The sequence below is a fragment of the Saccharopolyspora spinosa NRRL 18395 genome (assembly GCF_000194155.1).
Taxonomy (GTDB): domain Bacteria; phylum Actinomycetota; class Actinomycetes; order Mycobacteriales; family Pseudonocardiaceae; genus Saccharopolyspora; species Saccharopolyspora spinosa.
Genome location: NZ_GL877878.1, coordinates 1,952,548 through 1,964,759, shown reverse-complemented (window position 1 = coordinate 1,964,759; position 12,212 = coordinate 1,952,548). Strand labels below are relative to the sequence as shown.

Sequence of the window (12,212 nt, the reverse complement as noted above, 5' to 3'; positions counted from 1 at the left end):
AGAATCCACGGGGTAACCTGATGGGGTAGGGGACAATACGCCGGAATCGGGCTCGCCCGCCTGCCTGCGGTCCCCGCCACGTGGCAGCGATCAACGGAGGTGTCAGCGGTGTCCAATCCGTTCACCGGCTCCGGCCGGCAGGCGCCGGGCACACCCAACCTGCCCACCCCGCCGAGCGGCTGGCCGATCGGCTCCTACGGCACCTACGAAGAGGCGCAGCGCGCGGTCGACCACCTGGCAGACAGCGACTTCCCGGTCCAGGAGGTGACCATCGTCGGCGTCGACCTGATGCTCGTCGAACGGGTGACCGGGCGGCTCACCTGGAGCAGGGTGCTCGGTGGCGGCGCGGCGTCCGGGGCCTGGTTCGGCCTGTTCGTGGGCCTGATCCTGGGGCTGTTCACCCCGCAGGGCAACTGGTTCGGCCCGGTACTGGTGGGCCTGGGCGCGGGCATCGTGTTCGGCCTGGTCTTCGCGGCGGTCGGCTACGCCTCCACCCGCGGTCGCCGGGACTTCTCCTCGGCCAGCCAGCTGGTCGCGGGCCGCTACGACGTGCTGGCCCAACCCCGCCACGCCGAACAGGGCAGGGACCTGCTCGCCAAACTCGCCATGCGCCCGCCGCCGGCGCAGTGAGCTGACGACCGAGATGCGGACCCGGGAACCAGCAGGAGCCCGGGTCCGCTTCGCGTTTCCCGGAATTCGCGCTGCCGGGCCCGCGTGTCGGAAGGACGCGTCGACCAGGCGAAATGCGGCGATCGGCGCAGCGCGGTGGGGCTTTCGGCGGAGCTCGTGGGTGTCCGTTTTCACCGACTTTCACGTGTTGGCCACAAGGCTTGCCTTGACTGATCAAGAGGCCTAGCTTTCCACCACCGGCTCACTGCCGGTGGTGGCAGGCGACGAAGCGTGGGCACCCCAATGCTTGGTCGTGGCTGTGACCAGCAACTGGGAGGACCGACCGTGAGAGTTCGCCGCACTCGTGGAACGGCAGTGCTGGGCGCGTCGTTGGTGTGCGCGTCCGTGCTGACCGCCTGCGCACCGGCCTCCGGCGCGAACACCGTGAACCTGTACAGCGCGCCCGAGGAGAACCTGCAGCAGAACGTGGACCGCTGCAACGCCCAGGCAGGTGGGCGGTACCAGATCGTCTACCACAAGCTGCCCCGCGACGCCGACGGCCAGCGGGAGCAGATGGTGCGCCGATTGGCCGCCGGGGACACCGGCATGGACATCCTCTACCTGGACGTCACGTGGACGGGCGAGTTCGCCGAGGCGAACTGGATCCGGGAGTGGACGGGGGAGAACAAGGCCGAGGCGGAGCGCGGCACGCTGCATGGGCCGCTCGAAACGGCCACCTGGGAAGGCAAGCTCTACGCGGCGCCGAAGAACACCAACGTGCAGCTGCTCTGGTATCGCAAGGACCTGGTGCCCGAGCCGCCGAAGACCTGGGCCGAGATGATCTCGACCGCCCAGCGGCTCAAGCAGGAGGGCAAGCCGCACTGGATCTCGTTCACCGGCGCGCAGTACGAGGGCCTGTACGTGCACTTCAACACGCTCGTGCAGTCGGCAGGCGGGCAGCTCATCTCCGATGACGGCAAGCACGCGGTGGTCGACGCCAGCGCGGTGCAGGCGCTGCAGGCGTTGCGCGACCTCGGCACGGCGGGCGTCACCAGCGCGTCGATGAACAACGCCAAGGAGGACGACGCCCGGCAGGAGTTCGAGACCGGGCAGTCCGCGTTCGAGGTGAACTGGCCGTTCGTCTACCCGTCGATGCAGGAGAAGAAGCCTGACCTCGCCCGCAACGTCGGCTGGGCGCGGGTGCCCGGCCTGCGGCCGGGGGTGCCGAGCAAGTCCACCATCGGCGGCGCCAACTACGCGATCAGCAGCTATTCGACCAAGCCGGACCTGGCCTTCGACGCGGCCAAGTGCCTGCGCAGCCCGGAGAACCAGAAGTTCTCCGCCATCAACGACGGGGTGCCGCCGACGATCGAGTCCGTCTACTCGGATCCCGAGGTCGCCGCCAAATACCCGATGCGGGACACCATCCTGGAAGCGCTCAAGGACCCGGGCGTGCGATCGGTGACGCCGGCCGCGCAGAACGTCTCCACGGTGCTGTCCAACATGCTGTCCCCGATCGCGGAGATCGACCCGCAGAGAACTGCCGATCGGATGCGGACCGAGGTGCAGAACGCCTTGGACTCCAAGGGAGTGATGCCGTGATGGTGCGGACGAGTCATGCGGAACCGGGAGTGGCGTCCGGCGGCAAGGGGGCGATCAGCGAGGGCAAGAAGGCCGAACGCAAGCTCGGTTGGCTGCTGTGCGCCCCGGCAGCGCTGGTGATGATCGCCGTCACCGGCTGGCCGATCCTCTACGCGCTGTGGCTGTCGTTCCAGCGCTTCGACCTGAAGTACCCGGACCAGCGCGAATTCGTCGGGCTGGACAACTACATCACCGTCCTGGGCAACGGCTACTGGTGGAGCGCGTTCTGGGTGACGGTGCTGGTCACCGTGGTCTCCGTGGCGATCGAGTTCGCGCTCGGCATGGGGCTGGCGCTGATCATGCACCGGGCGCTGGTCGGCCGCGGCCTCGTGCGCACCGTCACCCTGATCCCGTACGGCATCGTCACCGTCGTCGCGGCTTTCAGCTGGCGCTACGCCTGGACGCCGGACACCGGCTACCTGGCCAACGCGATCACCCCGGACGGCGCGCCGCTGACCGAACACGCCAGCGCACTGGCCATCGTGATCGTGGCCGAGATCTGGAAGACGACGCCGTTCATGGCGCTGCTGCTGATGGCGGGCCTGGCGCTGGTGCCCGACGATCTGCTCAGGGCGGCGGCGATGGACGGCGCCGGACCGTGGCAACGGTTCGTGAAGGTGATGCTGCCGGTGATGAAGCCGGCCATCCTCGTCGCGCTGCTGTTCCGCACCCTCGACGCGTTCCGCGTCTTCGACAACATCGTGGTGCTCACCTCCGGCGCGCAGGACACCTCGTCGGTGTCCGTGCTCGCCTACAACAATCTGATCAAGGGGCTGAACCTCGGCATCGGCTCGACCATGTCGGTGCTGATCTTCATCGCGGTCGCGCTCATCGCGTGGATCTTCGTCAAGCTCTTCGGCGCGGCCGCACCCGGTAGCGATGACAAGGGGAGGCGCTGATGGCCGGCGTCGGCGGGGCGGAAACCCCAGCGCGGAAGACCAAATGGGCGCTGCTCAACATCATCGTGATGGTGTACGCGCTGGTGCCGGTGCTGTGGATCCTGTCGCTGTCGTTCAAGAGCCCGGCGACGCTCTCGGACGGCAACCTGATCCCGCGCGAATGGACCCTGGAGAACTACGCGGCGATCTTCCGCACCACCGAGTTCACCCACGCGCTGCTGAACTCGATCGGCATCGCGCTGATCGCCACCGCGATTGCCGTGGTGCTGGGCATCATGGCCGCCTACGCGATCGCCCGGTTGGACTTCCCCGGCAAGCGGCTGCTGGTCGGCGCATCGCTGCTGATCGCCATGTTCCCGCAGGTGTCGCTGGTGTCCCCGCTTTTCGAGATCGAGCGGACGCTGGGCCTGTTCGACACCTGGCCCGGGCTGATCCTGCCGTACATCACCTTCTCGCTGCCGCTGGCGATCTACACGCTGTCGGCGTTCTTCCGGGAGATCCCGTGGGAACTGGAGAAGGCGGCCAAGATGGACGGCGCCACGCCCGGGCAGGCCTTCGCGAAGGTGATCGCGCCGCTGGCCGCGCCGGGCGTGTTCACCACCGCCATCCTGGTGTTCATCTTCTGCTGGAACGACTTCCTGTTCGCGATCTCGCTGACCTCGACGGAGAACTCCCGCACCGTGCCGGTGGCGCTGAAGTTCTTCACCGGCGACTCCCAGTTCGAGGACCCGACGGGTTCGATCTCCGCGGCCGCGGTGGTGATCACCATTCCGATCATCCTGTTCGTGCTGTTCTTCCAGCGACGCATCGTGTCCGGACTGACCTCCGGCGCAGTGAAGGGGTAACCGAAGTGGCCGAGATCGTGCTGGACAAGGTGACCAAGAAATACCCGGACGGGGCGCTGGCGGTCAACGAGGTGAACCTGGAGATCGCGGACGGCGAGTTCGTGATCCTGGTCGGCCCCTCCGGCTGCGGGAAGTCCACCACGCTGAACATGATCGCGGGGCTGGAGGACATCACCGGCGGCGAGCTGCGCATCGGCGGGGAGCGGATGAACGAGCGTGCGCCCAAGGACCGCGACATCGCGATGGTGTTCCAGTCCTACGCGCTGTACCCGCACATGACGGTGTTCGAGAACATGGCTTTCCCGCTGCGGCTGGCCAAGGTCGATTCGACGACGGTGAAGTCGAAGGTCGAGGAGGCCGCGAAGATCCTCGACCTATCGCCGCACCTGGACCGAAAGCCCGCCAACCTCTCCGGCGGGCAGCGGCAGCGGGTGGCGATGGGGCGGGCGATCGTCCGCAGCCCCAAGGCGTTCCTGATGGACGAGCCGCTGTCCAATTTGGACGCGAAGCTTCGGGTGCAGATGCGGACCTCGGTGTCGAAGCTGCAGAAGCGGCTGGGCACCACGACGGTCTACGTCACGCACGACCAGACCGAGGCGATGACCCTCGGCGACCGCGTGGTGGTCCTGCGCGGCGGGGTGGTGCAGCAGGTCGGCGCCCCGCAGCACCTCTACGAGCACCCGGCGAACCTGTTCGTCGCGGGCTTCATCGGTTCGCCGGCGATGAACTTCGTCCCGGTCGAACTCGCCGACGGCGCCCTGCGCAGCGCGCTGGGCGACGTGCCGCTGGGCGACCGGATCCGCACCACGCTGGAGTCGGCGGATGCACCGCGCGAACTGGTGCTCGGCATCCGCCCGGAGCACTTCGAGGACGCGGCGCTGCTCGACGACACCGCCCGAGCGGCGGGCGCGACGTTCACCGGCGAGGTGGACGTGGTGGAGGAGATGGGCTCGGACAAGTACGTGTACTTCACCCTCCACGGTGGACGGGCGAGCACGGCGGAACTCGACGAGCTCGCGGCCGACAGCGGCAGCGCGGAGGTCCCGACCGACGAGGGCCAGGTCGTCACCCGCCTCTCGGTCGAATCGGCGGCCCGCGAGAACCAGTCCCTCACGGTCTGGTTCGACCCGGACAAGATCCACCTCTTCGACCCCACCACCGGCCGAACCCTCACCTGACCAACCGATCGAGGCGCGGGGCACCTTTCGCGGGGCCGCGCTGGGACCGGTCGTGACCTGCACGGATACGGGTGATGCGCGGGACGTGCCCCACGATCTTCGGAAAGGGGCCTGCACGCCGATCATCCAGGCGTCGTGGCGCAAGCTCGGGAAGCCGTCATCGCGCCGAACGTGACGGCCGCGGGGGACAAGATGCCCCCGTCTGTCCTACTGGGACAGACGGGGGCCTTTTTTTGTGCGTCAACTAATATCGGGAGTGGACCAATGTCTTTCTCCCTTGCGGGGGTTAGGCGTTCTGAACGCCTGCCCATGCGGTGAGGTGTGCCACCGGATCTGCACGACGACGTGCTGTTGCGAGATTTCGGATCGTCTCGTGGACCATTGGGTGGCACTTCGCTTGCTGTGGAGCAATTTCCTATGCTCGGTACAGGCTCTGGGTGGCTTTGTCATGATCGCCGTGCAGTAAGAAGCCTCGCACTACGTCGATCCAGTGATGGCCTGATCGTTCACGCTGGGTATGCGTGGGGATCTCGAAGCGCTCGGAACGCTTCACCACTTCAGTACCGTCGAGCGCTTCAACTGCGAGTGCCACTGACCAGATGTTGACGTTCGTCGGTCCGAAACACAGGCGGTAGTCATCGCGGTCGCCCCCGAGCCTCTGGGCGGCTTCATGGGCTTCCCGCCAATGAGCGTCGGCGCTGGCGAGGTTTCCGGACCGGGCAGCGGCCAGGCCGGACTTGAGGTGCAAGTTGCCCCACACGGCTACGGCCGGAGCGTCGTTACCGTTTCCGTAAGTAGCCATATCGCCATGAGTTGTGTCCGAGATGTGGCCCGCAGGGAGGTCGTCATGAACACCACGGAACTGACTAACACGTCATATGCCAGGAAGGAACGTGGCGTGACTTCCCCCGAGCGGCACCGAGCAGTCCCCGTCCGGGGTGGTGCGCCGCCCCTCGGTGCATCACCCCTGGCGGGCTCCAACTCCACGCAGCAACGACGATGCGGGTCCAAAAGACCACTGTGGACGAAGGAAGGAGGCGACTGATGCCGGATAACCAGCCCGAAACCGATGACCAGGAGGACAGCGGCGAGGACATGACGCCCGTCTACGACTCGAACGGCGTGGCGCACTGGCCAGGGGGGCGGGCCGCAACTGTGACTCGCTGGCCGGGCAGGTCGCGTGACGTTCCCAGGTGCCCAGCCAGCTCCCCAGGCCCCGGCGCGCGACAGCCACCCGGCCGACTCGCTTTTGGTGGCTGGCGGGGTTCGACGCGCGGCAAAAACGCCGCAACCGAACACCCGCGCGCCGGGGCACCCTCTGTCCGCACCTCAACAGAAAGAAAACCGATGCCAGGAATGGAAGAGGTACGCGCAAGAATCGCGCAGGCCAACGAGAAAATGCAAGTAGGCATCACCGCCCTTCAGCACACGAACCTGGTGTACGACGAGCCGCAGCAGGCGATGGTTTCCACCACCGAGAGCTACGCGGGCCGGATGTAGCACGTGTTGGCAGTGGGAGACATCCAGGCAGATATCACCACCGCCGATCAACTGGCGCAGGACAGCCAGCAAGCCCTGGCACTGGCCGCTGACCGCCTTTCGGAAGCGCTGCACTCGCTGATCCAGACGACGCAGAGCAGCCAAAACGACGAAATCGGGCGTGTGGCAACCACCCTGGTGCGGCTCACCGAACCGCTGCCTGGTGGCTTGCCAGGTTGGTGGGCCAGCGACGCCCCCACAGGCGCTGGCCCCGATTGGGAAGGCGGGCACGGAAACCTGGTCGTCGCACACGGGATCAGCGTTATCTAGGGTGTCAAGTCTTTCTCGCAGGCCACTGTGAGATCGATAGTTATGACATGTGAGGCACGCTGCGGTGTCCGACGGCCATGAGACGGCACTAGTACTCCAGCCGCACTTCGTAGTTTTTGGTCTGTCTGCGCTGGTAGTGGGCTTGTCGGGCGCGGTATTGGTGACGCGTCATCGGGTGCGTGGGCCACGAGCACGTCGGCGCGGGACGTGCCGGCCACCGCAGGGATGGTCTGATTACTGGGCACAGCCACGACGTAGCCGATGCGCTGATCTTCCAGCCAGGATCGGAACTTTGAGTCCCCGCCGTAGGCTTCGTCGGCGGTGGCCCAGGCGGCGGGTACACCGGCATTCAGTGCGCGGGCGAGCATCCGCCGGGCCAGTACCGGTTTGGTGGCGAACTCGATCTCCTCCGGGACGGCGGCTTCGCGGCACCGTGCTCGATCGGCGATCCAGGACTTCGGTAGATACAGCTCACGATCGATCAGCGTGCGGCCTTTCGTTGTGGCATAAGCACAAAACACACCCACTTGGCAGTTCTCGATCCGTCCGGCAGTGCCGGAGTACTGCCGCTGCACTCCGGCGGACTTGCAGCCCTTTTTCAGGAACCCGGTCTCATCCACGATCAGCACACCGTCACGTTCGCCAAGGTGGCTCACCGCGTAATCGCGCAGGTCGTCACGGACCCCGTCGGCATCCCAGGCTGCGGCGTTGAGCAGCCGCTGCATCCCGTCGGGAGTGAGATCGCCAGCGGCCTCGGCCAGTGTCCATCCGTTCTTACCGGCCAAAGGAGCTAACAGACCGCGCACATAAGCACGCGCCCGCCGGCGCGGCTCGACCCGGTAAAACCGACCCGCCACCTGACCGAACAACTCCTCCAGCCCAGCCACCCAAGCATCAAGATCCTCATCAGTCACCATCACAAGATCGACAAGCTACACGACGAAGATCACCAAGTGCGGCTGGAGTATTAGGGCCTGTTTCAGAAGTTGATCTCGGTTTGACGGTTCCATCTTCGCCCACTGCTCGTTCGTCAGATCACCTCGACCCACACGAAGATCATCTCAAACCCAGATCAACTTCTGAAACAGGCCCTAGTTTCGAGAAGGTTGTGGCGGGTTCTGCGTGAGCTAGCTGATCGCCTACGCCATCAGCTGAAGGACCGCCTTGTGGTAGGTGGCTTGCACGGTGGGGATGGTGTCCAGGCGGGCGCGTTCATCGGTGCCGTGCAGGCCGGTGTAGGTGACGCCGAAGCCGGCGGTGGCGGGGATGCCGAGTCCAGCGAGGTAGTTGCCGATGTTGGACGGTCCGGCAATCTTGGCTTCTACGTGGACCCCGGTGGTCTTGGCGGCGTCGAGGAGGGCGGTGCGTAGCCGGGATTTCTCGTCGAGGGAGTAGGCGGGCCAGCAGGTGTCGACCTGGATGAGCGTGGGCCGAGTACCCGGCCAGGCGTCGTCGACACCGGCGACGAGGTGTTCCAGGAGGTGGCTGGCGGCTTCGTCGTTGAAGGTGGGGGTGGTGCGGATGTCGACGTTGACCGTGCACAGGTCCGGGGTGACCGAGTAGCCTTCGCCGCCCTGGATAGCGGTGGCGGTGAGCTTGCCTGACAGCGGGAATTCGGGGCTGGTGCCGTCGGGAAGTTCGGCGGTGGAGAGCACCTTGATGAGGTTCGCGGCCTTTTCGATGGCGCTGGGGGTGGCCTTGCTGCCGCCGGAGTGCGAGGCCACACCGTGCACGTGCAGCTTGGCGCGGTGCACACCGCGTCCGCCAATGACGAGCTTGTCCATGCCGGGGTAGCCGATCATCACGCCGGCGACGTCGTCGGGCGCCTCCGAGCCCTCGAAGTAGCGCTTGGCTCCGCCGAAGCCGCCGGTGTGCTCGTCGACATCGAACAGCAGCACGAGGCTGCCTCGCAGCGTGCTCGGAGTAATGGCCAGGCGAGCGGCGATGTGGCAGAAGATCGCGGCTGCAGGCTTGGAGTCGGCGCTGCCCCGGCCGTAGAGCCAGCCGTCGTCGATGACGGCCGAGGTTGGTGGATGAGTCCAGGCGTGTTCGTCGCCGAAGGGCGCAGTGTCCAGGCAGGCGTCCAGGACCCACCGGGGACCGGGACGAGCCCCCTTGACTTCGCAGGTCAGACCGACGGTGGCGCCGGTCTTGTCCTTGAGCACGGTGGCGGCGAGGTGGCGCTGCTCAAGCCAGATGCTGAGTCGATTGAGCACCGGATCGTAGGAGTCGACACCGCCCCGGCTGGGAATGGCGACCAGGTCGCGGGTCAACTCGATCACTGACTCGTGGTCTTCCTTAGCAGCGGCCAGCACGTCGTGCTCACCGACATGGTTGATCGCGTTCACGACCGGCACCTCCCTCCAACCGGGTCCCTGGTGGGCATCCGTTGGGTCTTTAGCTTCGCACTGTCGGCAACTCCCGCAGCGCTTGGTTCGTCTCGACCTTGCGTCCAGCGGCGTAGCACTGGCGGGCGTGGTCGATCAGCCTCTCGGCCACGCCGGCCTCAAACAGCACACCGGAGTCGAACGCTTCGGCGGAGGTCAGCGACGCCACCGGGACGACAGCGCAGAAGATGGTCTTTGAGGACTTGGTGGTGCGATGATGCTGATATGCAGTGTTTTCACCCCGAGGCTTCGGTCCTGCGGGTCACGGATCTCCAGCAGCCGCAGCAGATGGTCTTTGAGGACTTGGTGGTGCGGTGGGCCGAACAGCACGCGGTAGTGCACCAGTTCGGGGCGCTGCGCCAGCACGGTTTCGATGGTCTCGAGATAGGCAGTATCGCGGGATCGAGATCCCAGTACGGCGAGGTAGCGGTGGGCGTTGCGGACGACTTCGGTCATGGCGTCGCGGAGATCGTGATGGCCGACCAGCAAGCGGGGTGTCTCGGTGGCGGCGGTGAGTTGCTGGTCTTGGTGAGCGAAAAGCACTTCCGGCGGCTGGCTGTAGTACTCGGCGAGCACCCGTCGGTAGCGGATGCTGGTGATGTGTTTGCCGAGCTCCCAGCCAGACAGCATGCTCGGAGTGATCCCTGACGAGCCGTCGCGGGACTGTTTGTCGAGGTCTTCGCACACTTGCTCCAGCGTGGCGGGAATCGCTCGACGAGCCTGCCGTAGCGGGGAAACACCATGTGCGACCGTCGGACTCCTGTGACGTGTGCGCCCGGTCATTGGCACCCCTCAGTTTTCAGCTTTCCCCTTTCCTTTGATCAGGTTATGGGCGCGGGATTCTCCACGACCAGCTCTCGCACCACATCCGTTGAGATCAGCTTGTCGCACACTCCCGCCCACGTGGGGTGCTTGTCGATCAGTATGTAGCCCTGCGGCGGGTGGAACCCACCGAGCATGTCGGCCAATTCGGCAGCGGTGAATCCGGCATGTTCACGGACGTTCTTGATGGGCAGTGCGAATCCGCGTTTCAGGTCTTGGAGATACTCGAACACCGACGCTCCGTTGCCCACGCGGGACTGCTCGGCGAGGTCGGCGATCGACCGTGGCGTGTCCACGATGGCTTCGTCGAGGTCGATCACCGCGGCCAGCGTGGAGAGGGGCGTGGTGAGGTAGACGTACCACGTTGTGGGGCGTCCTTGCAGAAAGCGGCGACGGAACTCATGCCGCTTCAATCGTTGCCAGATCAGCTCGTAGTACTCGGGGTTCAGCGACATCAAGACCCGCTCAGGCGGGAGCGTGACGTCTGCTGTGTCGAAGAGGCCGTCCTGCACACCCAGCTCCTGTCATTCGCGATCACGACGCGTCATCCAGGAGCACGAAGTGTAGTCACCCGGATGCTCCGCGCTAAGTTCGGGCACGGTGTTATGCGTGGTGACCTGGGTTTTCGATGCCAGCGTGAACAACGCGTCGACAAGCGGTGCGCAAGGCCGGTACATCCGGTGATCTGGTTCAGCAGATCACGTCGGGTGACCCTTCCAGTACCTGTTGTTGCCTTGACCGGTTCCTGGAGGCGCACATGCCCAACCTCGACGCAGCTGTTGTTGGCTTTCCCCGCGAGTCCGTTCCCGGTGACCGGCGCACACTGTTGACGCCTGCGGTGGCGCGCTGCCTGAGGGACGCCGGATTCACGGTGCTGGCTGAGCCCGACGTGGCGGCCGGGGTGTTCTGTCCAGACGCCGATCTCGCTGCCGAAGGCGTGCGGTTCGCAGATCCCGAGCGGGTATGGGCGGCTCCGCTGGTGCTGCGCTACAAGTGCACCAACCCCGCCGATCTGGGACGCCTGCGGCCGAGGCAGGCACTCGGGGCGCTGTTTCATGCCGAAGGCAACCCTGCCATGCTCTCCGCACTCATGGACTGCAAGATCTCGGCTTACAGCTACGAGTTCCTTGCCGAGCACGGTCGGTTCCCGCTGGCCGCCCCGGGCGGGCAGATCGCCGGGATCCAAGCCGTTCTCCGCGGCGCGCAGGCGCTCCAGGAATTCAGCGGGCGCGGTGTCCTTCTCGCCGAGGTCGCAGGCGCCGCCCGGCCACGAGTGGTCGTGATCGGCTCCGGCAACGTCGGCTCGGCCGCCGCACGCACCGCCGCCGCCCTAGGTGTCAGGGTGACCGTGCTGACTCGGTGCGAAGGATCGGCGGATGAATACCGGCCGCAGGCCCCCACCGGGGTACGGGTAGCGGTCAACACCGCACGGATTCGCCGGGAACTGATCTCCCAGGCTGATCTAGTCATCGGCGCAATCCTGGTGTCCACTTTCGACACCCCGCCGATGATCAGCGAAGCAGACCTGCGGGACATGAAACCCGGCTCGGTCATCGTTGACGCCACCTGTGGTTACGGCGACGGCTACCTGCCGACCGCCGGAGGGGTGCAGGAGCCAGGTGAACCACCGCGCGTGGTCCACGGGGTGCTGCACATCAAACTCGACGCGCTGCCCGCGCTGGTGCCGGTGACCGCAACCCAGGCGTACACGACCAACGCTCTGCCCTACCTGGTACGTCTGGCCCGGGTCGTCCTTTGCGGCGACGCCGATCCTGCGGTGGCAACGGCGCGAATCGCCCACGATGGGGAGTTGGTGCACCCGGTCTGCCGCGAACACGCCGCGTACTTCGGAGTCGCCGCGTGACCACCACCGGCACCGGCACCGACGCCGTCGTCGAGTCATACCAGCGGCGAGCCGCGTTCGCCCGCGCCGAGACAGCGCACCTCGCACGCCCACGGCTGTTGCGCGGCTTGCTCCCAGCGGTCGATCATGTCGCGGAAATCCCATGTGGCGCTGGTCAT

The 12,212-nt window shown here is 66.1% G+C and carries 15 protein-coding genes; 8 read left to right on the top strand and 7 right to left on the bottom strand.

What is annotated here, in order from left to right; all coding sequences use genetic code 11:
- Positions 1-108: 108 nt before the first annotated feature.
- The 5 genes from SSPN_RS0109920 (at position 109) to SSPN_RS0109900 (ending at position 5,172) form a co-directional block, all read left to right on the top strand.
- Complete coding sequence (locus tag SSPN_RS0109920) at positions 109-630, top strand: YflT domain-containing protein (protein ID WP_010694064.1); 522 nt, start codon at positions 109-111, stop codon at positions 628-630.
- 282 nt (positions 631-912) lie between these two features.
- Positions 913-2,211 carry an ABC transporter substrate-binding protein gene (locus SSPN_RS0109915; protein WP_187764817.1) on the top strand — a complete coding sequence of 433 codons (1,299 nt, stop codon included), beginning with the start codon at positions 913-915 and terminating at the stop codon, positions 2,209-2,211.
- Positions 2,211-3,149, top strand: coding sequence for a carbohydrate ABC transporter permease (locus SSPN_RS0109910; RefSeq protein WP_044572781.1), 939 nt, complete (start codon positions 2,211-2,213; stop codon positions 3,147-3,149). The genes SSPN_RS0109915 and SSPN_RS0109910 overlap by 1 nt, the downstream gene beginning before the upstream one ends.
- Positions 3,149-3,994, top strand: a complete 846-nt coding sequence (locus tag SSPN_RS0109905; protein ID WP_010694058.1) for a carbohydrate ABC transporter permease — start codon at positions 3,149-3,151, stop codon at positions 3,992-3,994. Before SSPN_RS0109910 ends, SSPN_RS0109905 begins: the two co-directional genes overlap by 1 nt.
- 5 nt (positions 3,995-3,999) lie before the next feature.
- Complete coding sequence (locus SSPN_RS0109900) at positions 4,000-5,172, top strand: ABC transporter ATP-binding protein (RefSeq protein WP_010694055.1); 1,173 nt, start codon at positions 4,000-4,002, stop codon at positions 5,170-5,172.
- 415 nt (positions 5,173-5,587) lie between these two features.
- On the opposite strand, the gene SSPN_RS43255 is transcribed toward SSPN_RS0109900, so the two are convergent.
- The gene (locus SSPN_RS43255) at positions 5,588-5,932 is read right to left on the bottom strand and encodes a hypothetical protein (RefSeq protein WP_010694053.1); all 345 of its coding nucleotides are present in this window, start codon (positions 5,930-5,932) and stop codon (positions 5,588-5,590) included.
- A 587-nt stretch (positions 5,933-6,519) separates the two neighbouring features.
- Between SSPN_RS43255 and SSPN_RS56590 the strand changes: the two genes are divergently transcribed.
- Positions 6,520-6,672 (top strand): hypothetical protein, encoded by a 153-nt coding sequence (locus SSPN_RS56590; RefSeq protein ID WP_158309547.1) that lies wholly within the window; start codon positions 6,520-6,522, stop codon positions 6,670-6,672.
- Between the two features lie 12 nt (positions 6,673-6,684).
- Positions 6,685-6,981 carry a hypothetical protein gene (locus SSPN_RS0109885; RefSeq protein ID WP_010694049.1) on the top strand — a complete coding sequence of 99 codons (297 nt, stop codon included), beginning with the start codon at positions 6,685-6,687 and terminating at the stop codon, positions 6,979-6,981.
- Here SSPN_RS0109885 and SSPN_RS43250 read toward each other — a convergent pair.
- The 5 genes from SSPN_RS43250 to SSPN_RS0109860 all read right to left on the bottom strand — a co-directional run bounded on the left by SSPN_RS43250 (position 6,978) and on the right by SSPN_RS0109860 (position 10,702).
- The gene (locus SSPN_RS43250) at positions 6,978-7,898 is read right to left on the bottom strand and encodes an IS701 family transposase (RefSeq protein WP_420187551.1); all 921 of its coding nucleotides are present in this window, start codon (positions 7,896-7,898) and stop codon (positions 6,978-6,980) included. The two genes, SSPN_RS0109885 and SSPN_RS43250, sit on opposite strands and share 4 nt — an antisense overlap.
- 222 nt (positions 7,899-8,120) lie before the next feature.
- The gene (locus SSPN_RS0109875) at positions 8,121-9,329 is read right to left on the bottom strand and encodes a M20 family metallopeptidase (protein WP_237710506.1); all 1,209 of its coding nucleotides are present in this window, start codon (positions 9,327-9,329) and stop codon (positions 8,121-8,123) included.
- Positions 9,330-9,378: 49 nt separating this feature from the next.
- Positions 9,379-9,537, bottom strand: coding sequence for a hypothetical protein (locus tag SSPN_RS56585; protein WP_010694044.1), 159 nt, complete (start codon positions 9,535-9,537; stop codon positions 9,379-9,381).
- Positions 9,525-9,998, bottom strand: coding sequence for a hypothetical protein (locus SSPN_RS0109865; RefSeq protein ID WP_148271941.1), 474 nt, complete (start codon positions 9,996-9,998; stop codon positions 9,525-9,527). The genes SSPN_RS56585 and SSPN_RS0109865 overlap by 13 nt, the downstream gene beginning before the upstream one ends.
- 191 nt (positions 9,999-10,189) lie before the next feature.
- Positions 10,190-10,702 (bottom strand): hypothetical protein, encoded by a 513-nt coding sequence (locus tag SSPN_RS0109860; RefSeq protein WP_010694036.1) that lies wholly within the window; start codon positions 10,700-10,702, stop codon positions 10,190-10,192.
- Between the two features lie 245 nt (positions 10,703-10,947).
- Here SSPN_RS0109860 and SSPN_RS0109855 point away from each other — a divergent pair, with 245 nt between their 5' ends.
- On the top strand, positions 10,948-12,054 hold the full coding sequence (locus SSPN_RS0109855; protein WP_083821649.1) for an NAD(P)-dependent oxidoreductase: 1,107 nt from the start codon (positions 10,948-10,950) through the stop codon (positions 12,052-12,054).
- Positions 12,055-12,089: 35 nt separating this feature from the next.
- Here SSPN_RS0109855 and SSPN_RS61540 read toward each other — a convergent pair whose 3' ends face one another.
- On the bottom strand, positions 12,090-12,212 hold the full coding sequence (locus tag SSPN_RS61540) for a hypothetical protein (protein WP_272941733.1): 123 nt from the start codon (positions 12,210-12,212) through the stop codon (positions 12,090-12,092).

Bases quoted from the DNA above. Each gene is read 5' to 3' on its own strand.
- SSPN_RS0109915 (WP_187764817.1), top strand. From the start codon at position 913: ATGCTTGGTCGTGGCTGTGACCAGCAACTGGGAGGACCGACCGTGAGA.
- SSPN_RS0109910 (WP_044572781.1), top strand. From the start codon at position 2,211: ATGGTGCGGACGAGTCATGCGGAACCGGGAGTGGCGTCCGGCGGCAAG.
- SSPN_RS0109905 (WP_010694058.1), top strand. From the start codon at position 3,149: ATGGCCGGCGTCGGCGGGGCGGAAACCCCAGCGCGGAAGACCAAATGG.
- SSPN_RS56590 (WP_158309547.1), top strand. From the start codon at position 6,520: ATGCCAGGAATGGAAGAGGTACGCGCAAGAATCGCGCAGGCCAACGAG.
- SSPN_RS43250 (WP_420187551.1), bottom strand. From the start codon at position 7,898: ATGGTGACTGATGAGGATCTTGATGCTTGGGTGGCTGGGCTGGAGGAG.
- SSPN_RS0109865 (WP_148271941.1), bottom strand. From the start codon at position 9,998: ATGCTGTCTGGCTGGGAGCTCGGCAAACACATCACCAGCATCCGCTAC.
- SSPN_RS0109855 (WP_083821649.1), top strand. From the start codon at position 10,948: ATGCCCAACCTCGACGCAGCTGTTGTTGGCTTTCCCCGCGAGTCCGTT.
- SSPN_RS61540 (WP_272941733.1), bottom strand. From the start codon at position 12,212: ATGACCAGCGCCACATGGGATTTCCGCGACATGATCGACCGCTGGGAG.